General features: G+C 37.2%; 22 protein-coding genes and 1 tRNA gene. 16 read left to right on the top strand and 7 right to left on the bottom strand.

Annotated features, from left to right (window positions below; translation table 11 throughout):
- The first annotated feature begins 16 nt into the window (after positions 1 to 16).
- On the top strand, positions 17 to 322 hold the full coding sequence (locus H7A25_11550) for a hypothetical protein (protein ID MCP5500531.1): 306 nt from the start codon (positions 17 to 19) through the stop codon (positions 320 to 322).
- An 80-nt stretch (positions 323 to 402) separates the two neighbouring features.
- Here H7A25_11550 and H7A25_11545 read toward each other — a convergent pair whose 3' ends face one another.
- The 4 genes from H7A25_11545 to H7A25_11530 are packed head-to-tail and all read right to left on the bottom strand — an operon-like array spanning position 403 to position 4,764.
- Positions 403 to 1,092 carry an esterase gene (locus H7A25_11545; protein ID MCP5500530.1) on the bottom strand — a complete coding sequence of 230 codons (690 nt, stop codon included), beginning with the start codon at positions 1,090 to 1,092 and terminating at the stop codon, positions 403 to 405.
- A 41-nt stretch (positions 1,093 to 1,133) separates the two neighbouring features.
- Complete coding sequence (locus H7A25_11540; protein ID MCP5500529.1) at positions 1,134 to 2,102, bottom strand: NAD-dependent epimerase/dehydratase family protein; 969 nt, start codon at positions 2,100 to 2,102, stop codon at positions 1,134 to 1,136.
- Positions 2,103 to 2,104: 2 nt separating this feature from the next.
- The gene (locus tag H7A25_11535) at positions 2,105 to 3,010 is read right to left on the bottom strand and encodes a bile acid:sodium symporter family protein (protein MCP5500528.1); all 906 of its coding nucleotides are present in this window, start codon (positions 3,008 to 3,010) and stop codon (positions 2,105 to 2,107) included.
- A gap of 2 nt (positions 3,011 to 3,012) precedes the next feature.
- On the bottom strand, positions 3,013 to 4,764 hold the full coding sequence (locus H7A25_11530; GenBank protein MCP5500527.1) for a thiamine pyrophosphate-binding protein: 1,752 nt from the start codon (positions 4,762 to 4,764) through the stop codon (positions 3,013 to 3,015).
- A gap of 174 nt (positions 4,765 to 4,938) precedes the next feature.
- On the opposite strand from H7A25_11530, the gene H7A25_11525 reads away from it, so the two are divergent.
- From H7A25_11525 to H7A25_11515, 3 genes are read left to right on the top strand one after another with little or no spacing between them, the layout of a single operon-like run.
- Positions 4,939 to 6,111 carry an iron-containing alcohol dehydrogenase gene (locus H7A25_11525; protein MCP5500526.1) on the top strand — a complete coding sequence of 391 codons (1,173 nt, stop codon included), beginning with the start codon at positions 4,939 to 4,941 and terminating at the stop codon, positions 6,109 to 6,111.
- The gene (locus H7A25_11520) at positions 6,101 to 6,913 is read left to right on the top strand and encodes an SDR family oxidoreductase (protein MCP5500525.1); all 813 of its coding nucleotides are present in this window, start codon (positions 6,101 to 6,103) and stop codon (positions 6,911 to 6,913) included. Before H7A25_11525 ends, H7A25_11520 begins: the two co-directional genes overlap by 11 nt.
- The gene (locus H7A25_11515) at positions 6,906 to 7,658 is read left to right on the top strand and encodes a sulfite exporter TauE/SafE family protein (GenBank protein MCP5500524.1); all 753 of its coding nucleotides are present in this window, start codon (positions 6,906 to 6,908) and stop codon (positions 7,656 to 7,658) included. The genes H7A25_11520 and H7A25_11515 overlap by 8 nt, the downstream gene beginning before the upstream one ends.
- On the opposite strand, the gene H7A25_11510 is transcribed toward H7A25_11515, so the two are convergent.
- Complete coding sequence (locus H7A25_11510) at positions 7,655 to 8,302, bottom strand: TetR/AcrR family transcriptional regulator (protein MCP5500523.1); 648 nt, start codon at positions 8,300 to 8,302, stop codon at positions 7,655 to 7,657. The genes H7A25_11515 and H7A25_11510 overlap by 4 nt on opposite strands.
- Before the next feature lie 129 nt (positions 8,303 to 8,431).
- Here H7A25_11510 and H7A25_11505 point away from each other — a divergent pair, with 129 nt between their 5' ends.
- Positions 8,432 to 10,018, top strand: a complete 1,587-nt coding sequence (locus H7A25_11505; GenBank protein MCP5500522.1) for an NAD(P)/FAD-dependent oxidoreductase — start codon at positions 8,432 to 8,434, stop codon at positions 10,016 to 10,018.
- A gap of 36 nt (positions 10,019 to 10,054) precedes the next feature.
- Positions 10,055 to 11,437 (top strand): dihydrolipoyl dehydrogenase, encoded by a 1,383-nt coding sequence (locus H7A25_11500; protein MCP5500521.1) that lies wholly within the window; start codon positions 10,055 to 10,057, stop codon positions 11,435 to 11,437.
- A gap of 248 nt (positions 11,438 to 11,685) precedes the next feature.
- Here H7A25_11500 and H7A25_11495 read toward each other — a convergent pair whose 3' ends face one another.
- Positions 11,686 to 13,689 carry an FAD-dependent oxidoreductase gene (locus H7A25_11495; GenBank protein ID MCP5500520.1) on the bottom strand — a complete coding sequence of 668 codons (2,004 nt, stop codon included), beginning with the start codon at positions 13,687 to 13,689 and terminating at the stop codon, positions 11,686 to 11,688.
- A gap of 117 nt (positions 13,690 to 13,806) precedes the next feature.
- Here H7A25_11495 and H7A25_11490 point away from each other — a divergent pair, with 117 nt between their 5' ends.
- From H7A25_11490 to H7A25_11455, 8 genes are all read left to right on the top strand, one after another.
- On the top strand, positions 13,807 to 14,460 hold the full coding sequence (locus tag H7A25_11490) for a TetR/AcrR family transcriptional regulator (protein ID MCP5500519.1): 654 nt from the start codon (positions 13,807 to 13,809) through the stop codon (positions 14,458 to 14,460).
- A gap of 232 nt (positions 14,461 to 14,692) precedes the next feature.
- The gene (locus H7A25_11485; protein ID MCP5500518.1) at positions 14,693 to 14,893 is read left to right on the top strand and encodes a hypothetical protein; all 201 of its coding nucleotides are present in this window, start codon (positions 14,693 to 14,695) and stop codon (positions 14,891 to 14,893) included.
- Positions 14,894 to 14,926: 33 nt separating this feature from the next.
- A complete protein-coding gene (locus tag H7A25_11480; protein MCP5500517.1) occupies positions 14,927 to 15,127 on the top strand; it encodes a hypothetical protein in 201 nt (66 codons plus the stop codon).
- A gap of 6 nt (positions 15,128 to 15,133) precedes the next feature.
- Positions 15,134 to 15,514, top strand: a complete 381-nt coding sequence (locus H7A25_11475; protein MCP5500516.1) for a cupin domain-containing protein — start codon at positions 15,134 to 15,136, stop codon at positions 15,512 to 15,514.
- Positions 15,515 to 15,634: 120 nt separating this feature from the next.
- On the top strand, positions 15,635 to 16,030 hold the full coding sequence (locus H7A25_11470; GenBank protein MCP5500515.1) for a YccF domain-containing protein: 396 nt from the start codon (positions 15,635 to 15,637) through the stop codon (positions 16,028 to 16,030).
- Between the two features lie 95 nt (positions 16,031 to 16,125).
- Positions 16,126 to 18,459, top strand: coding sequence for a CHASE3 domain-containing protein (locus H7A25_11465; GenBank protein MCP5500514.1), 2,334 nt, complete (start codon positions 16,126 to 16,128; stop codon positions 18,457 to 18,459).
- Between the two features lie 30 nt (positions 18,460 to 18,489).
- Positions 18,490 to 18,789 (top strand): thioredoxin family protein, encoded by a 300-nt coding sequence (locus tag H7A25_11460; GenBank protein MCP5500513.1) that lies wholly within the window; start codon positions 18,490 to 18,492, stop codon positions 18,787 to 18,789.
- Positions 18,790 to 18,798: 9 nt separating this feature from the next.
- On the top strand, positions 18,799 to 22,413 hold the full coding sequence (locus tag H7A25_11455) for a hydantoinase B/oxoprolinase family protein (protein ID MCP5500512.1): 3,615 nt from the start codon (positions 18,799 to 18,801) through the stop codon (positions 22,411 to 22,413).
- On the opposite strand, the gene H7A25_11450 is transcribed toward H7A25_11455, so the two are convergent.
- Positions 22,400 to 23,695, bottom strand: a complete 1,296-nt coding sequence (locus H7A25_11450; GenBank protein MCP5500511.1) for an HDOD domain-containing protein — start codon at positions 23,693 to 23,695, stop codon at positions 22,400 to 22,402. The genes H7A25_11455 and H7A25_11450 overlap by 14 nt on opposite strands.
- A 243-nt stretch (positions 23,696 to 23,938) precedes the next feature.
- On the opposite strand from H7A25_11450, the gene H7A25_11445 reads away from it, so the two are divergent.
- Both H7A25_11445 and H7A25_11440 read left to right on the top strand, forming a co-directional pair.
- A tRNA-Arg gene (locus H7A25_11445) sits at positions 23,939 to 24,011 on the top strand.
- Between the two features lie 121 nt (positions 24,012 to 24,132).
- The gene (locus H7A25_11440) at positions 24,133 to 26,142 is read left to right on the top strand and encodes a FapA family protein (protein MCP5500510.1); all 2,010 of its coding nucleotides are present in this window, start codon (positions 24,133 to 24,135) and stop codon (positions 26,140 to 26,142) included.
- Positions 26,143 to 26,149: the final 7 nt, after the last annotated feature.

Below are 26,149 nucleotides of genomic sequence, written 5' to 3'. Positions count from 1 at the left end.
TGAGCTTACTAAAAGTATGAAATTCATTGTATTCCTGGCAGTTTTAACTGCAAATTCATTTGGTTTTTTGGCTCTTTATAAACCGGAATGGATTCGAAAAATTAAAATCCTTCATCACATTCTTTTTTTTATTCTGGTATTATCCAATCTTTTTGCTATATATTTTTTTTTCAGCTTGAGATCTTTTGTTTTTTGGAACTATGTATTTTTACTTATCCTTATGTTTTTACTTACACGATTTAAACCGGGAGGTAAAGCTCATCGCTGGCTGGGAAGTTTGAGTCTCCTATCTGCCATACTTGCCTTTTATTTGCCGTTTTAGGCCTGGTGTTTGTATCCCTTTTTCCTATACTCCTATACAGGCCACTGGCTTACTTTCTCCTCGGGAAAATTAAAGACATCCTAATATTTTATCTTCTTTTGAATAAATTTTTCTGCGAGACGGATGACTATAGGGGGAATCGTATGACCGCCCGGAAAATTAACAAAGTCTCCATTCCAACCTGAGTGTTTCAGAATGTTGTGTAATTCTAATGCTATATTATGGCTCAGAAGTTCATCGTATATACCATGACTTTGAAAGTAATCGAGTTTCTTTGTTTGGCTTAACAATTCCCATTCTTTTCTTTTTATGAGTGTTCCGGAAAACATCATAAGGGAAAGCGGATTATCCTCTCTATGTAGAATATAATCCAGACTCATCATGGCTCCCTGACTAAAACCGGCAATGATAATTTTTGAAAAGGGTCTGTCTATAGAGTCAAAAAAAATTTGTAATTCATTTCTGGCTTCTTCCATTCCGTCTGGATAGGCTTCTGACATTTCAGATAAATCAAAGGTATTGATATTCCCGGAAAGACTTAAGGGGAACCAGGCTCTTCCTTCAAAACCCGGCATGAAATCTAATTTATGAATTCCATCCGGGAAAATCCAGTTTAAAGAGGAGGGGAGGTTTATCATTTCTCGGGCTATAGGTGCTAAATCATCCATATTGGCACCATAACCATGGAAAAATACAAGAAGAGGAGCTTTGGGATCTCCTTCGAATAATCGACAATTTAGATTTCCAATTTTCTTGGAAAGGAACTTCATATAACCAATTTTAAAAGAGAAGCTAAAAATTCATTTATTTTTTATTTATGTATACCTTTTTCCTTGAGATAAAAATTGAACACTTCCTCTGTTGTTTTTTGAGGTGTATACCCAAATTCTTCTATAAGTTTATTGTTTGCTAATACCGGTCTATATTGCAGAAATTTTACCTGCTCCGGTCCGTATTGAGAAAGGTTAAATAGTTTTAGCCAGTATAGTATTCCTCGCAAAAAGTCTGCCGGAATGACAATATATGGTTTATTTAATATATCTGCAATTTGTTTCATGTTCAGGGTTCCGGAACCGGCCAGATTATAAATTCCGGATTTTCTTTCCTGTATTCCTTTTAAGATGCAATTGGCTACATCTTCATCCCATATAATTACAAAGCGCGAATCGGAATCTTTTATATCTAAAATGAAAGGCATTTCAAATAGATCGGTAATCTGATTTTTTACACCTTTTCCTAAAATAGTCCCGGGACGAAAGATGAGTTGTTTGAGTTGAGGATATTTTTCTCGGTAATCTTTCAATATTTCTTCTACGAGTCGTTTGTGATGTGAGTAAGCAAACTCTTCATTACCTCGAATTTCATCTGTTTCCTTTATCCAGTGGGGATTATCTTCGTAGTAACCATAAGCTGCACCACTGCTTGTAACAATAAATTGCTCCACACCGGCTTTCACGGAAGCCTGTAAAACATTTTCGGTTCCTTTTACATCTACTGAATATTCAAATTCTCGATTACTATTTTTTCCCGGCGTAACTATAGAAGCAAGATGCACTATTGTATCCACAGAATGCTCTTTTAATATATCAAAGAATGTTTGGGAACGTATATCTCCGATTAAGTATTCAACACCCGGAAATTTCTTTTCAATAGGTACTTCTCTTACATCTACAGATATGATCTTTTGTGGTTTCTTTTCTGACTTTAAAAGAACTTCTATTGTTTTAGAACCGATGAAGCCTCCTCCACCGGTGATAAGTACTGAGTTTGCTGTTTCCATTTTCACTCCTTTTTATTATCGTATCGTGACCAGATAGTAGCCAGACTTAAACCTACAATAAGGTGCCAGACTCCCCACCAGGCAGCGATAAGTGCCATTCCGCCCAAGCCATTAAAAAAATTGAATATAAGGATTAAGGCGAGGGCTGAATTTTGTATACCTACTTCAATTGCAATTGCCCTGGTATCTTTAAAATTTAAACGCATGAGTTTACCTGATACATATCCGAGACCTATAGCTGTTGCGTTGTGAATCATAACAACTACAGCAACGATACCGATGTATTTGATAAAGTAATCAAAATTAGCGTATAATGCCGCTATAACAAAGAATGCAAAGATGATAATGGAGAAGAACTTGAAATACTTCGCCATCTTAGAAGCTAGATTAGGTAAAAACTTCTGTGTTAAAAGACCCAGCACAAGAGGAATGCCCAGAAGGATAAATATGGTTAAAAACATTTCTCCGGGATCTAACTGAACCTTTTTGTAGATAGGTGCGACGGAAGGATTCAAAGAACTCCAAAACCATATATTAAAAGGTGTCATGATAATGGCAACTGAAGTTGATATGGCGGTCATGGTGATAGATAAAGCTGTGTTTCCTTTTGCGAGATGGGTAATGAAGTTTGATACATTGCCTCCCGGACAGGCTGCTACAAGCATCATACCGAGTGCAATACTTGGCATGGGTTTTATCCACATAGTCAGTAAATAGGTGGCAGCCGGTAGGAGTAGAAACTGGGCGACAAGACCTACTATGGGACCTTTTGGTGATTTTAGAACTTCTTTAAAATCAGCTAATTTTATATCGAGAGCTACTCCATACATCACTATACTCAGAATAATATTGAGCAGGAATAAACTCTCAGGATTAAAGTTTAAAAGAATTTGGTCAACTTCTTTCACTTCTATTTACCTTTAGGTTCGTTATGCATATCTTTGAAATCCATTAAACCGGGTACCCACTTATGTTTTACCGGGTCTACATCTACATGTATTACAGCACATTTATTATTCGCAATGGCTGCCTTTAAGGCGGTTCTAAAATCTTCCGGTTTTTTTACCCTTGCACCAAAAGCCCCCATACTTTCTGCAAGTGTATGGAATTCAATTTCCCCTAAATCAGTATTGATTACCTCAGTCTCCGGTAACTTTTTAAATACCATGGTTTGTATGGGTTTCAATGCAATTTCCTGGGTCAATTTCACCATTCCCCATTGTCTGTCAGAGATGACAATATAAATGGGTTTTAAATTATTTCGGATAGCTGTTTCAATTTCCTGCGGATGGAAACCCATTGCTCCATCACCGATGATGCAGTAAACCTGTCTTTCAGGAAAAGCTACAGCTGCACCCAGAGCCTGGGAAATGCCGGCACCTAACATCCCAAACTTAAATGTGGAGACAACTGTATTCGGAACCGGAAATTCCTGGTAAAAGTTGGCCCAGACTGCTGTGTTTCCACCATCCATTACACAGATAGCATCATCAGGAAATACCTCTCTGCAAATATGGGGAACATGAGCGGTGATCATAGGTTCCTCTTTATCCTGAAGTTTTTTGTCATAGTCTTTTCGGAGGCTTCGTTTTAGATCCTGATAAAAGCGGAGATTACTTTTACGAACATCAAGGTTCATTTTGCTTTTTTGATTTTCCAGTTCCTTAATTAGAGCCGGGATGAACTTTTTAAGATCAGCTAATATCGCTAAATCAGCCGGTTTATTCATACCCAGGATAGAGTCATCAATATCTACCTGTATCATTTTTTGCTCTGCTGCATTTTTCCAGTATGGAGCTTTTCCCCACCAGTCAGTTTCACCGATTCTTGAACCCAAGACTAAAACTACATCCGCATCATTCCTGATTTTATTATTAATTTTTACATAGGGCATAGGGAAGGAGTATTCACTGGACTCTCTTAGAACACTTCTGGCTGCCCAGCTGGTTGTGACCGGTGCAGAAAGAACTTCTGCTAGTTTTTCTAATTCATTAAAAGCTAAGGCATGGATTATGCCGCTTCCGGCGTGAATCATAGGCATCCGAGCCTGAACTAAAATTTCTGCTGCTTCCTTCACTAAGTCCGGATCCGGATAAATATCGTGTTGTCTGCGATACTGATTTTTTTTCCAGAGAGCGGGAGGTTCTATTTTTGTATTCATGATATTTTCAGGAATGTCGATGTGGACAACTCCGGGACGACCCTTGTAGCTTTCTCGTAAAGCCATTCTTATTAATTCACTGATTCTGTCGGGACTTGTAACCGCTTCACTCCACTTGGACATTTTTTGAATTACACCTACCTGGTCAAACCACTGATAAGTGCCTCCTCTATCGGGTTGAGAAATTTGTAATCTTCTTTTACTGGTAATTAGTAAAACTCGGTTACCCTCAGCATTTTCTACGGCAACACCCGGTAAGGCATTGGCAACACCCGGACCGTTTGAGGCCATGCAAACTCCTAACTTTCCGGTCATCCTGGCATAAGTGCCTGCCATGTGAACGGCTGAAGTTTCATGTCTCGGAGTGATAATTTCTATTCCGTATTTCCTTAAATTTGAGTAGAATCCAAAATAAGTTCCATCGATAATTCCGAAAACTTTTTCTACTCCCTCTTCTTTTAACATTTTAGCTACAACTTCTCCACCGTGTATCATTGCCAGTTTCTCCCTATGATAAGTATGAAATACACAGTAAATGAATGATGTTCAATTGTAAATTACTTTTTTACTTTGAACTTAAAAAAAGTTAAATATTGTTTTATATTGATATTAAACGAATATAAAAACTGATTGACAAAATGAATATAATTCAATTATATATATTTGGAGAAGAAAATGATAAAAGAAATTGCCAGTAAAACCAGAATTATACAAATGAATCTCAGAAAAATGAAAGATATTCAGGACACTTTATACTTTCTTTCAGGAAAAGAAAAATCAGGAATTCTCATATTACGAGATCCGTTTTCTATACCCGGTGTGGATTTACTGGAAATGCAATTATGTGAAAAATTTCCCTGTAAAGTATACAGGGAAATTCAGCCGAATCCTGATGTGAAAACAGTGGATAGAATTGTTCATATCATGAAAGGAGAATCTCTTGATTTAATTTTAGGCATTGGTGGGGGAAGTGTAATGGATACTGCAAAGGCTGTATCTGTAGTGATGAAAAATGGAGGTTCTTTAGAAGACTATTTGGTGAATAAAAGAAAAATAATAGAAAAAGGACTCAGTCTTGTCTGTATTCCGACTACAGCCGGTACCGGAGCAGAAGTAACAAGGTTTGGAGTTTATACTACATTGGGTAATCGTAAGATAACTTTAGTATCTGAATTATTACAGCCGGATTTAGCTATTTTAATTCCGGAACTTACATATTCCTTACCTCCGGTTCAGACAGCAGCTACTTCCTTTGATGCACTAAGTCATGCTTTAGAAACCTTATGGAATAAGAATGCAAATCCTTACTCTGATAAAATTGCTTTAAATGCTGCAAAAGAGATATTACAAAACATGAAAGGAGCTTATGAATCTTCGATTTTAAATCAAACTGAGTATAGGGAAGGTATGATGCAGGCAGCAACAAAAGCCGGGATTGCTTTTAATATAACCGGAACAGCGGCTATACACGCTCTTTCTTTTCCCCTGTCTGAGAAGTGGCATGTTCCGCATGGAGTCGCCTGTTCTTTTTTCTTTGAAGATGTATGGAATGAAAATGTAAAGAGTAAAGAAGTATATCTTAAATTGAAAGAACTGGCAGAAAGTGTGTTCGTAGACAAAGAAAAAGAAGACAGGAGTGTTGAGAACTTATATTCTTATATTATTGAGATAAAAAAACAGATGAAACTTCCTTTTTATTTTGAGGATTTGAAAATTGCTTACAATGAAAAAGAGGATTTTCCTTTATTTCAGGCTGTATTAACTGATCCTAAAATGTCTAATAACCCAATATCTTTTGATGATGGAAAATTACAGAAACTTTTAAGGAGCAAATTAAATGAAGCATAGTTATAAAAAAAGAGTAGCTGTAGTAACAGGAGCTGCCGGTGGAATCGGTAAAGAACTTTGCTATGGTATTACCAAAAGAGAAGGAACCGTACTTGCTCTCGATAGAGATGAAGAGGGTTTAAAAGTTTTAAAAGAAGGAGCAGGAACTTCTAAAGAAAAGATTTTTACCTATAAGCTGGATATTACTTCTTATGAAGATGTAAAGAAAACGTATGAGAAAATAAAAGAAGAACACAGGACTATCGATTTTTTGTTTAATAATGCCGGTGCTGTACACAGAAGTTCTTTTTTAAAAACAGATGTCTCGGTTTTTCACAGGGTTATGAACGTAAATTTATGGGGTTCTGTATATATGAGCCAGATTTTTCTTCCGGATTTGATTCAGACTAAGGGAGCTATTGCGATTACCTCGAGTGTAGCCGGCTTTGCTCCCCTTTATGGTCGCAGCTTTTATTGTGCGAGTAAATTTGCCTTACACGGGGCTTTTGAAAGCATTCGAAGCGAATTAAAAGATTACGGGGTGGATGTATGTATCGTGAGTCCAGGTTTTACAAAGACCGGTTTTGAAAAAGCAGCCCTCGGAACAGATGGAAATCTATTAAAGCGAGAAAGAACCAGTGTAGGGAAATATGATACTCCTGAAAATGTAGCCGGACAAATCCTTTCTGCTGTCGAAAAGGGGAAGAAATTTACGGTTCTAACCTCTGTCGGAAAACTGAGTCTCTTTTTGCGAAAGATATTCCCCGGACTTTACGACATTATGATGTACAGATCTTTGCATAGTGAATTAGAAAATGAATGAAATCCTTCTCACTTTAGATCCAGAGTTATTGTTTTATGCTTTGATACTTTTTTTTTCTTATACCATTGAAGCGATAACAGGATTTGGAAGTACGGTGATTGCTGTAAGTCTTTTATCTACAGTTTATTCCTTACAGGAAATTCTTCCTGTGATTGTTCCTATGAGCCTGGTTTTGAGTACAGGTATCTCTTATAAGAATCGGAGGGATATTCAGATAAAACTTTTAAAGAGAAAACTATTACCTTTACTCTTTATCGGCCTATTAATCGGGATGCTTTGCTTTTATTTTATTTCCGCTGATGTGCTAAAGATGCAGTTTGCTATTTTTATTATCATCCTGAGTTCTTTAAAACTTCCTGAGGTAATGGGTTTATACGAAAATAAAAAACCTATGAAAACTTATTTGAGTAATATAGGAATTATTCTGGCCGGAGTGATACATGGATTATTTGCCTCGGGCGGTCCGCTTTTAGTTTATGTGTTAGGAGCATTTGGTTTAAAAAAGAGTGAGTTTAGAGCTACTCTTTCTATGGTCTGGTTGAGTTTGAATATTCTTATGACAGTTTATTATATCAGTAGAAATATGATACACCTGGAACATCTCTATAAGATAGGTATTTTACTTTTCATTATACCTCTGGCCTACTATTTCGGCAATCGATTTCATCAAGTAATTTCAGAAAAAATATTTTATTTAGTAATTTATGTTTTATTGATTGTAGTAGGTTTTATGATAATCCTTTAAGATTTATTTTCTATACCTGAGAGAATCAGATGAAGGGACTGTTGAATAAGGTCTCTAAGAGATAATTTAGTAGTATGCAGGTTGTTTCTTCTTTCGAGTGCAAACATTCCGTCTAACCAACCCCAGAGTATATTGGCTGTTATCCAGGGATCTTTCACCTGAAATTCACCGCTTTGATTGCCTTCTTCCAGTATGTCACGGACGATGGTGAGTATTTTTAAGTTTCGCTCGTCAATAGTGTGGCTGATAGGACTTTCTCTTTCCCGTAATTCTTCTTCTGTAAGGGTTACAAAAGCAATAATTTCAAAATATTTTGGATGTTCTGAGTAAAACTGGTAGTACGCCCGGGTAATTTGTTCCAGCTTCTCTTTGGCTGTCATATCGGGCCAGGAGACAGCATCTTCAAACTTCTGCTGTAAAATTTGAATTCCCTCATCCATCAAAAATTTATAGATTTCTATTTTATTGTTAAAATAAATATAAAATGTGCCTATACTCATTTGAACATCTTTCATTATCATACTGATTGTGGTATTCTGATACCCATTTTGAAAGAAGAGACTTCGGGATGAATTTAAAATTCTTTCTTGTTTTAGTCTTTTATCGTCTTCTGTGAAGGCTCTTTTTTTTGTTGTGTTTTTCATATTAAAAATCCTAAATGAATTATATTCATATATATGTTTTATCTACTTGTTGTCAATAATTTTATATCTATTAAAAGAAGGAAAAATCTTTTAGTTTACTGGATTTTAGTTTTTTTGATAATTGCACTTATGAGTGCAGAAAACAGTTATGATGTTATTATTATAGGTTCCGGAATTGGAGGCTTAACCTGCGGTAGTCTTTTATCTAAACTAAAAAATAAGCGGGTTTTAATTCTCGAAAGGCATTTTAAAGCCGGGGGTTTCACCCATGTTTTCAAAAGAGAAGGTAAATTCTTATGGGATGTAGGCGTACACTATATCGGAGATGTGGGGAATGGTTCCATGTCCGATAGACTTTTTCATATTATCACCGAGGGAAAATTGGAGTGGATTAAGATGTCCGAACCATTTGAAAAGTTTATTTACCCTGATTTTACTTTCGACCTCTACGGGAATAAAGAATTATATAAGGAAGATCTAATTGAACGTTTTCCTGGGGAAAAATCCGGCATTGAAAAATACTTTCATGATATAGAAGCTATGGCTTTTTGGTTCAGCAGACGTTTTACTCTAAAAGCATTACCTCCGGTTTTTGAAAAGGTAACTTCTTTTCTAAATTTGTTAGGTGCTGATAATGCTTTAATTAAAACAAAAGATTATTTGGATAAAAACTTCAAGGATGAAAAGCTTAAAGCTCTGCTTGTTTCTCAATGGGGAGATTACGGACTTCCACCCTCTAAAAGTTCTTTTGTAATTCATTCTCTAATTGCTAATCATTATCTAAAAGGAGGTTATTACCCGAAAGGAAGTTCGATTTCCGTTGCTTCTACAATAAAACCCATTTTGGAAAAGGCAGGAGGAGAAATTAAACTTTCAACTGAAGTACAGGAAATTATTATTCAGGATGGAAAAGCTATAGGAGTAAAGGTTTTTGAAGCAAAAGGAAATGAAAAGATTGAATCCGAGTATTATGCTCCGGAAATTGTATCGGATGCCGGTGCCTTTACAACTTATAATAAACTTATTCCAAATTCATACCCAATATCCTTTAGGAATGAACTAAATGCAATAGATCCTGGAGTCAGCAATGTTACACTCTATATCGGATTTAAAGAAAATCCAACTAAACTTGGTTTTAAAGGAGAAAACTACTGGATTTATAATTCCTACGACCATGATAAGATATATGAAAATCGTAATATGACTCTCGAAGGAAATCCTCCCGGTTGCTATCTTTCATTTCCTTCTTTGAAGGATCCTAAAGCAGAAGCACATACGGCTGAAATTATAGCCTTTGTAGATTATGAGCCTTTTAATAAGTGGAAAGCAGGTGAATGGAAAAATCGGGGGGAAGATTATATGGCTTTGAAAGAAAAAATTACAGAAGGTCTTTTAAATTTCATAGAAGAGAAGTTCCCAGGTTTTAAAGAACTAATTGAATATAAAGAACTTTCTACTCCTTTGAGTAATGAGTATTTTACAGCCCATAAGAACGGTACAATATATGGCATTCCTTGTACTCCGGAACGTTTTAAAATGGACTGGCTTGGAATTCGCACTCCGGTTCAAAATTTATATCTTACTGGAGCGGATGCCTGTTCACCAGGGATAGTTGGTTCCATGATGGGAGGGTATGCTACAGCCGGTAGTCTGATGGGTTTTTCGGGAGTGATGGGAATAGTGAAAGAGGCTTCACGTTTAAGAGAAAAGAATTAAGGTAGATACAAGGAAGATATTAAGAACATGGATTCGGTGAAACATTATGACATTCTGGTTATCGGAGCCGGAGGAGGGACCAAGCTTGTAACTCCTCCTTCTAATATAGGTTATAAGGTGGCTGTTCTGGAAAAAGAAAAACCGGGGGGGACCTGTTTAAACCGGGGTTGTATTCCTTCGAAGATGCTGGTATATCCTGCTGATATTATGCACTCTTTAAAAGAAGTTGAAAGAGTGCAGATTCACTTGCAACAAAAACCGGAAGTTCTTTTTTCTAATTTAATCAAAAGAATTTCGAATACAGTGGATGAAGAATCAGATAGTATTGTTCCTATTTATGAAAAAAATCCAAATGTAGATCTATATCCTTATGAAGGACGATTTGTTTCTAATCAAGTTGTAGAAGTAAATGGACAAAAACTTACAGCAGATAGAATATTTATTGTTACGGGAGCAAGACCTTTTATTCCGCATATACCGGGTCTTGAACAAACTCCGTTTTGGACAAGCCGGGAAGCTTTGCGTAATACACATCTACCTTCATCTTTGACTGTCATTGGGGGTGGCTACATTGCTTTAGAATTGGGACTTGCTTATTCTGCCTTTGGTACGAATCTTAACTTGATTGCTCGCTCGGAAATTTTGCGTAAGGAAGATTACGAAATTCAGGCTGAATTTCGTAAGAGTATTATGAAACATAATAATGTGTATGAGCATACAACGATACGCTCTATAGAATATAAAGATAAAGAGTTTATCCTGCGTTGTGCTTCTCTTGAAAAAGGTGAATTCCTTGTTCGTTCAGAAGCTCTGTTAGTAGCAACCGGAGTTATGCATAATTCAGATTCCCTCGGCCTGGAAAATACGGATATACAAAGAAAAGAAGATGGTTCGATTCATGTGAATGAATATTTGGAAACTACTGTACCGGGTGTTTATGCTTTTGGAGATGTAGTAGGAAACTATTATTTTCGACACTCGACAAACTTTGAAGGGGAATACCTGTTTGATACTCTTTATATAAGAAAGAAAAAAGATCCAATACAATATCCACCTATGCCTCACGCAGTATTTACAAATCCACAGGTTGCTTCTGTTGGTTTAACAGAGGAGGCTTGTAAAGAAAAAGGTTTAAACTATTTGGCGGCAACTCATTCGTATTCTTCAAGTGCCACCGGAATGGCAAGACTTCCTTCCGAGGGTATGGTGAAAGTCATTATAGATAAAGACAGCCAAAAGCTTCTAGGTGTTCACATCCTTGGTGAAGAAGCAGCGAATATGTTGCATCAATTTATTTTAGCGATGACAATAGGAGCGAGTTTAGATGATTTATTAAGAATGATTTACATACATCCTGCGATAAATGAAATTGCCCGAAACGCTCTTCGTAAACTGAGAGAAAAGTTATCCAAGAATTAGGAATTCAAACATAGTGATCGGGAAAAGGTGCACGTTGTATAGTCTTTTTAAAATATTCAAAATGCAAAGAACCGATCAATTTATCTCAGCCTGCTAAGTAACCCAAACCCCTTTTTTTCAGAAGTTGAAGAACTGTATTTCAAGAATAATCCCCCTCTAAAGGGGGACGATTTGGAGTTCTATAGCTACTTCCGGCAAAAATAGGGGATAACACAGCCGCAAAATTGGGCAGCAATTGGTTGTAAAATCTATTTTATGTTCATCGCAGCAAGAGAACCTTCTCGAAACGCGCGTTTTGCGTCGATACCTTTCGCATCTTTCGCTCCTCCAACAATAAAGATTTGCTTTTCGGGATATTTTGCCTGGTAGCTTTCTGCAAGACTGCATTCTTTTTCCTGTCCTACACATAAAATGATAGAATCACACTCGAAAGTGTATTCATCTTTTTTATTCGTGACTACACGTAAGCCGTCTTTTTGAACGTCTTTGTATTGTAAACCGAAATGAAATTCTACTCCATTTGATTCCAATTCCTGTCGTAATGCCCAGAAGGTTGTTGGACCCAGACCGGCTCCCGGTTTACCGGAACGTTTAAAAACGGCTACTTTCTTCTTAGGAGTTTCCTTCTGGATTCCGGCTTCTGTATAAGAGAGAACATTGTATCTGTGAAAATAGTTATCGATACTCGCTTCTTTTTCTTCGGTAAGTTTATGGGCTACATCGACTCCGATTCCTCCACCACCAATAACAGCCACCTTTTCTCCGGGTGTAAAGTTTCCTTTTAAGTAATCCACATAGGTTCCACATTTAAGCTGTTCTATTCCGGGAAGTGTGAAGTCTCTGGGTTTTACTCCTGTAGCAAAGATAACCGCATCCGGGTTGAGGGAATTTAAAAGTTCTTCCGTGCAGTTTGTGTTGAGACGAATTTCTACTCCTATAGCCGGTAGTTCGTTTTCAAAGTAGCGTATTGTTTCGTAAAACTCCGATTTGCCCGGAATATTCGCCGCCATATTTAACTGACCACCCAGACGGGAGTCTTTTTCTATGAGGGTAACTTTATGACCTTTTTTGGAAGCAGCTCTGGCAGCTTCTAAGCCTCCGGGACCGGAACCAACTACCACCACATTTCTTATAGGAGTTTTTTCTTCAAAAAACTTCGCGTAACTAAGCTCATGACCGGCTTCTGGGTTTACAATACAGGATACGGTTTCATCGATGAAGGCATGATCCAGGCAGGCTTGATTACAGGCAATGCAGGTATTGACTCTATTTTGCTTACCTTCTTTTATTTTATTAATAATAGAAGCGTCGGCTAAGAAAGGCCTCGCCATGGATATAATATCCGCTTCTTCGTTTTGAAAGATAGCTTCGATTGTCTCGGGGCTATTGACCCTGTTTGAAGCTATAATGGGAACACCTTTCACTTTATTTTTAATTTTCGCTGCAATCTTCGCCCAGGCTCCTCTCGGGACTAATTGACTGATAGTTGGAATTCTGGATTCATGCCAGCCTATACCAATGTTTAGGGCAGTCACCCCATTGTCTCTCAGAGCTTCGGCCAGTTGACAGACTTCTTCGAAATTTGGATTTCCCGGAATTAAATCGATACCCGACATTCTGAAAATAATAGGAAAACCTTCCGGCAGGTTGCGTTTTACTTCTTTGAGAGTTTCTATTGAAAAGTTCATACGCTTTTCATGATTTCCACCGAAGAAGTCCTCTCGTTTATTTGTAACGGGTGAGAAGAACTGGTTCAGTAGATAACCTTCGCTTCCCATTATTTCTACGGCTCCAAATCCGCACTCTTTAGCGAGGATGGCTGACTTACCGAAATCTTTGATAGTAGACCAACATTCTTCTTCTGTTAGGGCTCTTGGAACAAAACGATTTATCGGAGCACGAATCGCGGAAGGTGCAACGCATTCTCTGAAATAGGCATAGCGACCGGCATGGAAAAGTTGGGCACACATGACCCCTTTTCCTTTCAGACTATCGTTCATAGCTTTTAGTTCCTGAAAATGCTCTTCTTTCTGTATGTTAAAGAAGCCATTAGAACCCCTACCTTCTTCGTTCACACCAATTCCACCGGTGACAATGAGTCCGACTCCACCTTCGAATCGCTTGGCATAAAAGCTTGCCATTTTATTGCCTGAGTTTTCGGAACCTTCCATGCCAAGGTGCATAGAACCCATAATAAAACGGTTGGGCAGAGAAATGTTTCCAAGAGGAATAGGTTGAAATGCGTCTATCATATTAAAATGCCTCCATAATTTACCAATGGTAATATCTAAAAGAAAGAGAGCAAGTAAAAAATTACCAGTGGTAAATAAAATGAGTGACAGAAGTTCGATAAACTTTAAAAGAGAAACATGGCAGTAAAGAAGAAAAAGATAGCTACAAAGGCAAAGCCGAAAATAGGTAGACCGAAAAAAGAAGAGGGGGTTTCTGTAAGGGAAAACCTGATTTTTGCCGGGGCCGAGCTTTTAAAGAAGCAGTCTTTAGAAACCCTGTCTTTGCGAAAAGTTGCTTCTCTGGCCGGGGTAAGCCATGTGGCTACTTATCACCATTTTGAAAGTAAGAATGCACTTTTAGCTGCGATTGCGGAAAAGGGGTTCGAAGAATTTTTCTTGAGCTACGAAAAAGAATTGGAGCTTACAGGAGATGATTTCGAGGGAAGGTTTTTTTCACTCGGCTGGACCTATATCCAATTTACGCTTAAAAATCCACAGTATGCCCGTATCATGTTTGGAGGAAGTTCCCTGAACTTTGAAAAATATCCGGAACTAAGAGTTGTATCCAGAAGAACGTATCGGCAGCTTCGACAGTTGATTCATCTCGGTCAGGATCTATCAAGAATAACCAGGGGAGAATCGAGGGAAAAAACTCTGGCTGCCTGGTCTGTTATTCACGGTGTAGCTATGCTATTTCTCGAAGGTCGCATAAAGCCCGGCAGAAACCGAAAAGAGGTAAAGGAGTTTGTGCGTTCTATAACGAAATATGTTTACCTCGGAATGAAGTTGTAGATATTGTCTTGGTTCAGTTAAAATCGGCCTTTTTTTAATCCCGAAATAAGGTGGGTAAAAACCTAAACAAATAATACTATTATAACCCGAGTTTTTATAAAGTCAAATTTAATGATTCTCGGATAAAATAATCCAATCCTTGTGGCAAGCACGAATGCCCGTATCTTTTCCACTTGACAGACTCAGAAGCTTGCATTTATTTGAAGGAAAAATGAATTAAGGAGTTTTCTAAGTGAAGAAGCTTTTAATTTTAATCTCTTTATTGATACTGGGTTCCTTTTCCGGAGCCTGTCGTTATTCCACTATAACTTCAACACCGGAAGGAAAGGTTTATATTACTAAAAACATAATGATGGGAATTGTAACCCAATCTTACGAGTGTACCCCGGAAGGTGGTAAACTTAATTGTAAGCCATTATCGTTTTCTAAGTAAAATGATTGCTTGATTTTGAAAAAAGGAGATAATATGAAGAAAATAAGCATCCTATTGACCGTTCTTTTCAGTTTGATAGCTATGAATTGCGCTACTAATAGTGCTACGTATAATACCAAAAATGGAAAAATATACATGACCGGAAATTGCCCCTCCGGACTTTTTAAAAATGTATATGAATGCACTCCCGATGGTTCTTCTATGAACTGTGTAGCCATGCCCGATAACCCCTAGGTTTTCTTGAGTCGTTTCTCTGCCTTCGCATTCTTTTTTCTTTTAGCTTCTCAAAACTGTAAATATACAGAAGAGGGGGATAAGGCTATAAAGACAATTCGGCAACCGAAGAGTTTTTATCCCGAAAACGGCAGAGGAACACTTTCCCTTTTCCGAGCCTCTGGTTTTACAACCAAACTACTCAGAATCGGGGAAGAATCCTATCCAATATCTCAGAGTTCAGATACCAGTTACTATGTGATTTCCGGAAATGTTCGTTTCTGGCAAAATGATAACAATAGCCTTGAGCTGAAGGAAGGGGAAATCGTATATGTACCCTCCGGTGCCAGCTTCCAATTGCAAACCACTACTTCTTCCGCACTTTTATTGATCCATGAAGCAAGATGAGACATTTACTATTTTCCGGATATGTTCCGCCAGGGAATGTTCCATGAGCTAGTGCTGGCTCATTTGCCGAATGTAGCCGAAAAGAATTGTATTTGTACTGTCCTGTTTTAGACTCGGTATATGAAGTTTATAGCAAATATTATCTGGGTAGTCTTAGGTGGCTTTGAAATGGCTGTTGCCTGGTGGATAGCCGGTTTGATTATGTTTATCTCAATAGTAGGTATTCCCTGGGGACGTTCCTGTTTTGTTATCGGCCTGCTCTGTCTCTGGCCCTTTGGTAAAGAAGTTGTCTCCAGAAGGGATATCTCCGGAAAAGATGATATAGGCACCGGTTTTTTAGGTTTACTCGGCAATATCATCTGGTTTATTTTTGGCGGTATCTGGATGGGTATAGGCCATATTAGTTTAATGCTGGCTTACTTTATTAGCATAATTGGGATTCCTTTTGGAATTCAGCATTTTAAACTGGCTAAACTTTCTCTTGCTCCTATCGGAAAAACCGTTATTACAAAATAAAGAAGAAGAAGCAAAGTTTTTTTGAAAAAGCTTTACAAAATTAGTATTTTTAAATATTCTCAGTCCTTAAAGAATTGATTGGGGAATAGTAAATTATGAAGCTTAAAATTGGTACCAGACTGCTTATCGGTTATGCTGTTGTTCTTGGGGTCATGTTTTTCACAGGTTCTTTGGTTATTTATAATTTAAGAACCATACAGGGAAGTTTTAAATGGGTCATTCATACAGATGAGGTTCTCAGAAATACAGAGAAGTTAAAAAAATCTATCATAGACATGGAAACCGGAGAAAGAGGCTTCTTACTGATGGGAAAGGAAGCTTACCTTGAACCTTATGTAAAGGGTTACCAGGAATTTCAAATGCTACTGGTAGCCCAAAAAAAACTGGTTTCTGATAATCCGGTACAGGTAAAACGCTTAGATGAAATAGAGAAAAATTTTAATATATGGAAAGACACTATCATCGAACCTTTAATCCTTGTACGCCGAAAAGTTATAGATGGTAAAATGGATTGGAAAGAGTTTACTGTTATTTTAAGTCAGAATACAAATGGAAAAGCTTTAATGGATACGATAAGGAAGCAATTTGATGAGTTCTCAGAAATGGAAGTTCAATTGATGTCTCAAAGAGAAAAGGATACTGCTTCGGTAATATCTAATACGGAGTTTATTACCATCCTGGTTACGATAATTGCTATTCTTCTGGGAGTTTTTATTGCAGTATATAATACCAGACAAATCACCAAACCCTTATCCACTATAGTATTAGCTGTTACAAATATTGAAAAAAAAGGAGATTTTTCTACTAAAATTGAGGTAGATAGTAAAGATGAGGTCGGTAAGGTAAGCGAAGCTATCATGTCTATGATGAACCTATTCAGGGAAATGTTGTCTGAGGTTTCAGTACTGGTTAAAAGCGGTGTGAATGGTGAGCTTTCGGTTCGGGCTAATGCTGATAAATATCCGGGCGATTTCCGTAAAATTGTAGAAGGGGTGAATCAAACCCTTGATGCTGTTATCAATCCTTTAAATGTTGCAGCTGATTACGTAGATAAAATGTCTATCGGAACTATGCCTCCAAAGATTACGGGCACTTATAATGGAGATTTTAATAAAATTAAGAATAACTTAAATAATATGATCGAGAATCTGAACAATTTCATTGATGATATCCAGAAGATGCAAGAAATCCATGATTCCGGTGATATTGATTATGGAGTTCCGGAAGAAAAATATAGTGGTTTTTATAAAGATATGGTGCAAAGGGTAAATCAACTCGCTTTTTCTCATATAATTTTAAAACGAAAGATCGTGGAATATGTATCTACTTATTCTAAAGGTGATTTTTCTAATGTAATGGAGAAGCTTCCGGGTAAGAAAATATTTATCAACAATGCTCTTGATGCTCTCAGGAATAATATGAAAACTCTGCATGAAGAAATGCAAAAGATCTACCGGGCAGCTTCCGAAGGGCAACTTGACTTTAGAGGAAATACGAAAATTTTCGATTATGAATTTTATAGCAATATGATAAATAGTGTGAATGTCCTTCTTGATTCAGTACTTATCCCTATTAATGAAACTGTAACGGTAGTGAACTCAATGGCTGCCGGGAATCTCAGTAAGAAAATAAACGGAAAATACAAAGGGGATTATCTCAAGTTAAAAGATTCTGTAAACAGTACAATAAACAAGATGAGCGAAATAGTCCTTAATTTAAATACAGCTTCTAAAGAGCTGAACCATAACTCGATGAAGCTAAATGAAGTGGCACATAAACTGAGTTCGGGTTCAACCGAACAGGCTGCGAGTGTAGAAGAATCTTCTGCTTCCATGGAAGAAATAACCGCTACAATTGCTCAGAATAATGATAATGCAAAAATTACAAATACAATCTCCACAAAAGCTTCGATGAAAGCGGAAGACGGGGGAAAAGCGGTTTTAAATACACTCGAAGCTATGAAATCGATTGTAAAGAAAATCCACATTATAGAAGAAATAGCTTCTCAAACAAATTTACTTGCTGTAAATGCTTCTATAGAAGCCGCCAGGGCAGGAGAACACGGACTCGGCTTTTCGGTAGTGGCAACAGAAGTTCGTAAGTTAGCGGAAGGAAGTAAACTTGCTGCTAAAGAGATCTCTGAATTAGCAGCCGAAAGTTTATCGGTAGCAGAAGAGGCCGGAACGCTTATTCAGGATATTATTCCTGATATTAAAAAAACAGCGGATCTGGTTCAAGAAATATCTGCTGCCTCAGAAGAGCAAAAAGCCGGCATAGAACAAATTAATTCTGCTATGAGTCAACTCAGTAGTGTTACCCAGACGAATTCTGAAGAAGCTGAGAATTTAGCAGCTACTTCGGAGCTTTTAAAGAAACAATCGGTAGATTTGAGCAAGATAATCTCTTATTTTACGATTCAAACAGCTTGACTTGTGGACAGGTGAAAAAAAAATTAAGGAATGACTGCTACAAAACAGTTTATACTGAAAGCTTATTTTTTCACAGGTGAAAATTGCTCTGTTTGTACGGCAATTAAACCCAAACTAAACCACCTCTTTATAGAGAAGTTTTCTCAAATTCCTCTGAAAGAGGTGAATATCAAGGATGATCCGGCATTTTCCGCTGAATTATCAATATTTACAATTCCCGCTCTTATCGTATTTGTAGATGATAAGGAAGCTGCAAGGTTTGTTAGAATATTCTCGATGCAGGAAGTTGAAAATACTCTTCAAAGACTTTTGAATATCTTAGATAGTTAATATATCGAAATGTTAAATTTTTCTATAGATAGGGGCGGAACTTTCACAGATATTTACGCAGAGGATGGAAAACGCTACTACACTTTAAAACTCTTATCAGAAAACCCGGAGCAGTATGAAGATGCACCAAGAGAAGGTATTTGTCGTATTATTGAACAATATACCGAAACACAAATCGATCGAAAAAACATTCCTGAAACATATATCTCTTCTATTCGAATGGGAACAACCGTTGCCACAAATGCTTTTCTGGAAAAGAAGGGTTCTAATTTTGCTTTTTTAGTTACCGGAGGTTTTCGGGATTTATTAGAAATTCGTTATCAAAACCGAAAAAATTTATTCAAGCTCCATATTGAAAAAATACCTGTACTCTACAAAAGAGTTATAGAAGTAGAAGAAAGAGTCCTTATAAAAAATGGAAAAGCGGAAGTCCTGATTCCCTTGCAGTTAGAACCATTAAAGACCGAATTAATTTCTTTAAAAAAGGAAGGAATTCATAAATTAGCAGTAAGTTTTATGCATTCTTATGAATACAATGAACACGAAAAACTGGTTTATAGACTGGCCGAAAGTTTAGGGTTTGAGCAGATTTCTTTATCTTCAGAAATTTCTCCTAATATTAAGATTGTGGAAAGAGCGGACATTACCTGTATAGATGTATATTTAAGTCCGATTATAAAAACATATATTGAGAATTTTAAAAAAGGATTTTCTAATGGTTTAAAGCATATTCCTTTACTTTTTATGCAATCTAACGGAGGTTTAATTGACGAGCGATTTTTCCGGGGCTACAATAGTATTTTATCCGGACCTGCCGGAGGTTACATAGGATATAGCCACATTTTTCAAAATAAAGCCCTGATAGGTTTTGATATGGGAGGAACGAGCACAGATGTATCTCGCTATGCTGGACAAATTGAGTTGAGCGATGAAATTAATATATCCGGTGTTCGGGTGAATTTTCCTTCTGTAGATATACAGACGGTAGCAGCCGGTGGAGGTTCCAGGCTATTTTATAAAAATTCCATGTTTTTAGTTGGTCCGGAAAGTTCGGGTGCAAATCCCGGGCCTGTTTGCTACGGAAAAGGAGGTTATCTGAGTGTTACAGATGCAAATTTAATTCTCAGACGCATTATCCCTGAGTTTTTTCCGAAAATATTTGGACCATCCGGTAAAGAGGCTCTTTCGTATGAACTTAGCTATAAAGCATTCGAAGAGTTGGCAAAAGAAATAAACCTTGAACAAAGAAAGCAGGGAAATCCGGACTTGAGTATAGAGGAGATTGCTCTCGGATTTATTAATGTAGCAAATTATAATATGATAAAACCTATACAGGAGATATCAACTCTTAGAGGTTATAATATTAAAGAACATGTTCTTTGTTGTTTTGGAGGTGCGGCTTCCCAACATGCGGTAGCTATTGCCAGAAATCTTGGCATGAAAGAAATTTTTATTCATCGCTACGCCGGTATTCTTTCAGCTATCGGTTTGAGTCAGGCTGATATTGTTAAAACATCTTCCAGGCCAAAATATAGACTGTTCGGCCCCTGTATTTATCCGGTATTGAATAAGGAATTTGAACTATTAGAAAAAAGAGAAGAAAAAGAACTCAGAATGTATGGAAATATTAGAATATTAAGAGAACGCTATGTATCTTTGCAGTATGAAGGAACCGAATCTGCTTTTCTACTTCCCTATATGAATTATGAAACTCTTATAGAAAATTATCATAAAGAACATGAAAGAACTTATGGTTATAGATCGGAAGAGAAAAATTTATTTATTAATGAAATTCGCTTAATTCTTCGTATAAAACTGGATAAGCCGGAAAGGGAAAAATTACAGATGCCCTATAGGGAACTCGAGCCCAAAGGAAATAGCCTGATATATTTTAAGAATTCCTACATACAAACCTCCATTTATATGGTTCAAGAACTTTCTGTAGGTTCCGTGATAAGTGGCCCGGTATTACTTGTAGATAAAAATACTACCGTACTTATAGAGCCCGGGTCTACAGCTTCTGTAAATGAATATGGAGATATACACATAGTGCTTGATAGAGAAGAAGAACTTGAAATTACAGAAGCCTACCATCCTGTTCATCTGACCATCTTTCATAATCTATTTTCTTCTATTGCTTCACAGATGGGAAAAGTTTTACAGAAAACCGCTGTATCAACTAATATAAAAGAGCGACTGGATTATTCCTGTGCTTTATTTGACTCGGAAGGAAACCTTGTTGCAAATGCTCCCCACGTTCCTGTTCATCTGGGATCTATGAGTTTTTGTGTGAAAAGTATTATTCAAAAATTTTCGGATATAAGCGAGGGAGATGTATTTATAACAAATGTACCGGATGAGGGAGGTTCGCATCTTCCGGATATTACCCTGATTAGCCCTTATTTTTCAAGTGGAAAGGTTGCATTTTTCCTGGCAAGCAGAGGGCATCATGCGGATATTGGTGGAATTTATCCCGGTTCCATGCCTCCATTTTCCAAAAAGCTAAAAGAGGAAGGAGCAAGGATTCGAGCTTTTAAAATATTAGAAAAAGGTAATTATCATGAAGGTATTCTTATCAGTATTTTACAGCAGGCAGGGGCAAGAAAAATTAAGGAAAACATTGCCGATGTCAAAGCACAGGTGGCATCTATAAAAGCAGGAGAGAGTCTGCTAAAAGAAATGATTCATAAGTATGGCCCGGCTGTTTTAAGAGCTTATGCTTTACATATTCAAAATATTAGTGAAAATAAGTTAAGAGAATTTTTTAAGCATCTTGATAAAAATGAATATGCAGCAAGTGATTTTCTCGATGATGGAACTTTGATTGATTTAAACATTAAGATTGACAGAGTTATAGGAGAAGCTGTATTCGATTTTTCTAATTCCGGTCCTGAGCAATTTGGAAATCAAAATACTCCTCTTGCCGTAACCTATTCAGCACTGGTTTATGTGTTACGCTGTATTATTAACGAAGAACTTCCCCTGAATGAAGGATTTATAAAACCTATTCGTGTAATTACCGCTAGTAATACGATTCTTTCTCCGTCTAAAAATCGAGCTATAGTCGGAGGAAATGTAAGTACCTCTCAACGTATTGTAGATGTAGTTTTGCAGGCTTTTGGTTTACTTGCCTGTAGTGGTGGTTGTATGAATAATGTAAGTTTTGGTAATGATAAATTTGGTTATTATGAAACAATAGGAGTTGGTTCCGGGGCAGGGAAGGGCTTTTCCGGAGCCAGCGGAGTTCATACCCATATGACGAATACTAGGATTACGGATCCGGAAATCATAGAAACAAGATACCCTGTAATCTTGCATGAATTTTCTATACGAAAAGGATCCGGGGCAGAAGGAAAGTGGAGGGGAGGTGATGGTTTAATTCGAGAATATGAGTTTTTGGAAGAAGTGGAATTGAATGTATTGACCGAACGTAGAAGTCATTCCCCAAAGGGATTAAAAGGAGGAGGAGAAGGAAAACGCGGAATAAATCTATTTATTAATCAAAGGAAAGATTGCTTAAATCTCGGACCTAAGAACTCGGTAAAGGCAAAACCCAATGAAAGATTAAGAATTGAAACCCCCGGTGGAGGCGGATACGGCAAAAATAATATTAAACCGACATAGCCATCTCGTAAAAGGGGTGTTCTTTTATCATTATATAATAGTCTTCTCCGAATAGTTTTTGAGTTTCTTCCCCCATTTTATAATGGCTGTATAGTCGATTTAGAATGTTCTCTTCATTTTCACTCACATAGAGTTGTATCATTTTCTTGGAAAGAATATCAGATAGACGGATAATTTTATCGGTATCTGTAACATAAGGAATATCAGATATTTTAAAATTCTGATTTGTGGTTACATCCTGATATAGTTTTGGCATAGACCAGAGACGAAAAGCTTTTATACTAATTTCAAGAGAAGAAAGATTTAGCTCCTCTTTTTCTATTTCATAAAGATCTTTAACTCCGATTTGAGAAAGTTTTAGAACTTCTGCATATTTTTTTTCATTATTGATTGCAAGGATGGTCATACCTATTTTATATAGTAGGGAGGCTAAAAAAAGTTCATCCCTGAGTTTTTTATAACCCAGGGGAGTTGCGAGGTCGTATGAGATTAATGCGGTTAAAACAGGAAGTTCCTGTAGATGTTTTTGATAGACTTCATTCTTAAGATTGGAATGTAAACCGTTTCTCGTGCGTAGAAAAACCAGACTTTTTACCATTTTAACTCCCATTAAGGTAATGGCATCTTTAAGTGTGTTTATATTCCCTTTCCTTCCATAAAAAGATGAATTAGCAATTCTTAAAATATCAGAACTGAGTCCCTTATCCGGTGCAATGATTTTATCTAATTCAGCACTTCCGGCTGTTGCTTGAGAATCAAAAAGAAGAACTTTTGCAGCTACAGTTTTTAAAGGAGGAATGACAATTTCATTTAAGTTTAAATTCCCCTTGTTCTCCATTACTTTTTTAGTTTTAGAAAGTTCGGAACGACCAAGAATATAACTGAGTTTTTCAAGGATTTGAAGGCGACTCACCGGTTTTACTAAAAATGCATTAATCCTTAACTCAGATATTTTCTGAATTAGCACCCTGTGGGTATTTTTAGTTACCATGATAATTACCAGGTGAGGATGGGTTCTTCTGATTTCTTCTATGACTTTTACACCGTTTTTATCCGGAAATTCAAAATCCAGACAAAGAATATCAGGTTTCATTGTTAGTTTTTGAAATACATCTACGGTTTCCTGACCACCCTCTGTTTCCGCTACAATTTTAAATTTCTCGTGCAGTAAAAACTTTCTAAGAAGTAAACGTTCCAATCTTGAATTGTCTGCCAGCATGACTCTATAGGGTTCAGAATTTTTTAGGTTTATGCCGAGAGGTATTGTTTTTTCGAGGATCATATTGCTCTAAGATACTAAGTCTGTCTACAAAACAGTCAATAAATTATTGAGTTTGCAAATAAAATCAAGTGAATTTTATTTTATAAAGATTTTTTTTTAACTTACAGGTAATGGGAATCGTAAAAACAGGAGAAATTTAGGTGAAATTCGGATACTATTTAAAGGGAATGTTAAAGTAAGGATCGGAAGAGGCGTTTTTCAATTGACGAATTGGTTTCTTTTTGCATTCTGGTTTTACTTTCAGGGTAGGTAGCTCAGTGGATAGAGCGACAGTCTCCGGAACTGTAGGTCGGGGGTTCAAGTCCCCCTCTACCCATGAAATTCCCTTCTAAAAAGAAATCCATCTTTTGCATTTAATTAATTCTGCCGAAAAGAAAGAATAGTAGACTTTTTAACGATTATATAGTACTACATTAAGCACTTACTGGGATTAATTTATGAATAGAGTCAAAGCTTTTCTTCTCGAGCAGGAAATCGAACTGGATAAAGTTGAAAGGGAGCAGGTCGAAGTTTTAGGGGATTCTGTGAACGAATGCCTTTTACTGGCAGCCAAACATCTCGGGAAAGATATACATGAGTTAGATTATGAAGTGCTGCAAAGAGGGAAAAAATCTCTACTCTTTAGCGAACCATTTCGAATTCGGGTTTTTCCTGCGGAATTAGATGAGGATCTTGATATCCTGAAAGGTGTAGATGAAGCACTTGGAACCGGGGGAAGACTAATTGATAGTACCTTAAAAGAGCATCTGGAAGCTAAAGATAAGGATGGTTTTTTTGTCATTAAAAATTATCGTTCAGGTGTTTATTTATCCGCTCATCCACCTGTCGGACATGGCAAACATGTTAATGTGGAAGATGTGATGAAAAAATTTGTTATCAAAGGAGTTACCGCTCCGGATAAGAAAAAAGTTCAAGAAATAGTTTCCGAAGAAAGAGGAGAATTGATTCGCCTTGGTAATTCCAGACTAAAAGCTTTTATGGAAGCCCAGATAAAAGTAGACATTGGCACAGATTGGATGAAGGCCCATTGTACCCTGATTCCACCTAAACCCGGCGGTCGTGATGTTGAAGCCTCCGATGTGATTTATGAATTAAAGAAAGAGAAAGTCGAATATGGAATAAAAGAAGATGTTATAAAGAAGTATATTGATGAAGATCGATATAATGAGCCGTTTATAGCTGCGGAAGGAGATCCTCCGGCTCATGGAAAAAATGCTCATGTAGTTTATCACGTTCGTACGGAAAAACAAATCAAGCTTAAAGAAGATAATTTTGGACGGGTAGATTATCGAGATCTGGATCTGATAGAGAATGTTGTTGTCGGTCAACTTTTAGCAGAGAAAGTTCCGGCTGAAAAAGGTAAATATGGAAGAAACCTGATTAATGAAATTATTGAGGCCAGGGATGGAGTGGATATACAACTAAATCAGGGTAAGGGAACTATACTCTCCGAAGATAAGAAGCGTTTAACAGCTGAAGTCAACGGACAGGTTCTTTTCGTGGAAGGACGAATCTCGGTTGAAACCGTTTATAAGATAAGCGGGGATGTTGGAATTAAAACCGGAAATGTAACTTTCCTCGGTTCTGTGATTGTTACCGGGAACGTAGAAGACAATTATCAGATTAAGGCTTCCGGAAACGTGGAAGTCTACGGAACCGTTCAAAAAGCTATTATTGAAGCCGATGGTGATATTGTGATTCGTCAGGGAATTACGGGAAGAGACGAAGCGAGAGTGGAGACTACAGGTGGAAACGTAGTAGCACGGTTTATTCAGAATGCAAATGTCATTACAGAGAAAGACGTAATTGTACAGGAGGGCTTAATGCACTCCAATGTACAGGCAGGTGGAAGGATTATTTGCAAGGGAAGAAGAGCTCAGATAGTAGGTGGACATTTGATTGCGAATCAATACGTTGCTGCAAAAGTTCTGGGTTCTTCAGCCAACCCGACTACGAACATCATAGTAGGGGTTAATCCGAAAGTTCTCAAGCAAATTGAAGATTACCAGGTAAAAAAGCGGGAAACCCGTGAAAAAATGGATGAGCTTCAAAAGCGTTTAAATACCCTGAAGGCAAGAAAAGAAGCCGATCCACTTCAGTTTTCCGAAGAAAACCAGGCCTATAATGCAAGGCTTGAAGCCGGTATAAAAAAGTTGGAGCGTCGTATGGTGGATTATGATAAGGAGATTGCAACTTTACAGGCCTATATGGAAAAAACCGGAGGGCAGGGCAGGGTTTATATTGAAAAAGCCAAGTTTAGGGGAGTTAGTATTCGCATTAAACATGTGGAAGATAATGAACTTTCTCTACAGGATCTATCCGCCTGTACACTTTATCTGGATGGAGAACGAATTCGGTCTACCAAATATATTGATCCGGAAGGAGATCATAAAGAAGATATAGAAAAGAAACAGAGACAAAAAACTAAGGTTTCTATATCTGGTTAAAATAAGG

This window comes from Leptospiraceae bacterium (genome assembly GCA_024233835.1).
Classification (GTDB): Bacteria; Spirochaetota; Leptospiria; order Leptospirales; family Leptospiraceae; genus JACKPC01.
This window is presented reverse-complemented; position numbering and strand designations above follow the sequence as displayed.

Bases quoted from the DNA above. Each gene is read 5' to 3' on its own strand.
- H7A25_11550 (MCP5500531.1), top strand. From the start codon at position 17: ATGAAATTCATTGTATTCCTGGCAGTTTTAACTGCAAATTCATTTGGT.
- H7A25_11545 (MCP5500530.1), bottom strand. From the start codon at position 1,092: ATGAAGTTCCTTTCCAAGAAAATTGGAAATCTAAATTGTCGATTATTC.
- H7A25_11540 (MCP5500529.1), bottom strand. From the start codon at position 2,102: ATGGAAACAGCAAACTCAGTACTTATCACCGGTGGAGGAGGCTTCATC.
- H7A25_11525 (MCP5500526.1), top strand. From the start codon at position 4,939: ATGATAAAAGAAATTGCCAGTAAAACCAGAATTATACAAATGAATCTC.
- H7A25_11520 (MCP5500525.1), top strand. From the start codon at position 6,101: ATGAAGCATAGTTATAAAAAAAGAGTAGCTGTAGTAACAGGAGCTGCC.
- H7A25_11515 (MCP5500524.1), top strand. From the start codon at position 6,906: ATGAATGAAATCCTTCTCACTTTAGATCCAGAGTTATTGTTTTATGCT.
- H7A25_11510 (MCP5500523.1), bottom strand. From the start codon at position 8,302: ATGAAAAACACAACAAAAAAAAGAGCCTTCACAGAAGACGATAAAAGA.
- H7A25_11505 (MCP5500522.1), top strand. From the start codon at position 8,432: ATGAGTGCAGAAAACAGTTATGATGTTATTATTATAGGTTCCGGAATT.
- H7A25_11495 (MCP5500520.1), bottom strand. From the start codon at position 13,689: ATGATAGACGCATTTCAACCTATTCCTCTTGGAAACATTTCTCTGCCC.
- H7A25_11490 (MCP5500519.1), top strand. From the start codon at position 13,807: ATGGCAGTAAAGAAGAAAAAGATAGCTACAAAGGCAAAGCCGAAAATA.
- H7A25_11480 (MCP5500517.1), top strand. From the start codon at position 14,927: ATGAAGAAAATAAGCATCCTATTGACCGTTCTTTTCAGTTTGATAGCT.
- H7A25_11470 (MCP5500515.1), top strand. From the start codon at position 15,635: ATGAAGTTTATAGCAAATATTATCTGGGTAGTCTTAGGTGGCTTTGAA.
- H7A25_11465 (MCP5500514.1), top strand. From the start codon at position 16,126: ATGAAGCTTAAAATTGGTACCAGACTGCTTATCGGTTATGCTGTTGTT.
- H7A25_11460 (MCP5500513.1), top strand. From the start codon at position 18,490: ATGACTGCTACAAAACAGTTTATACTGAAAGCTTATTTTTTCACAGGT.
- H7A25_11455 (MCP5500512.1), top strand. From the start codon at position 18,799: ATGTTAAATTTTTCTATAGATAGGGGCGGAACTTTCACAGATATTTAC.
- H7A25_11450 (MCP5500511.1), bottom strand. From the start codon at position 23,695: ATGATCCTCGAAAAAACAATACCTCTCGGCATAAACCTAAAAAATTCT.
- H7A25_11440 (MCP5500510.1), top strand. From the start codon at position 24,133: ATGAATAGAGTCAAAGCTTTTCTTCTCGAGCAGGAAATCGAACTGGAT.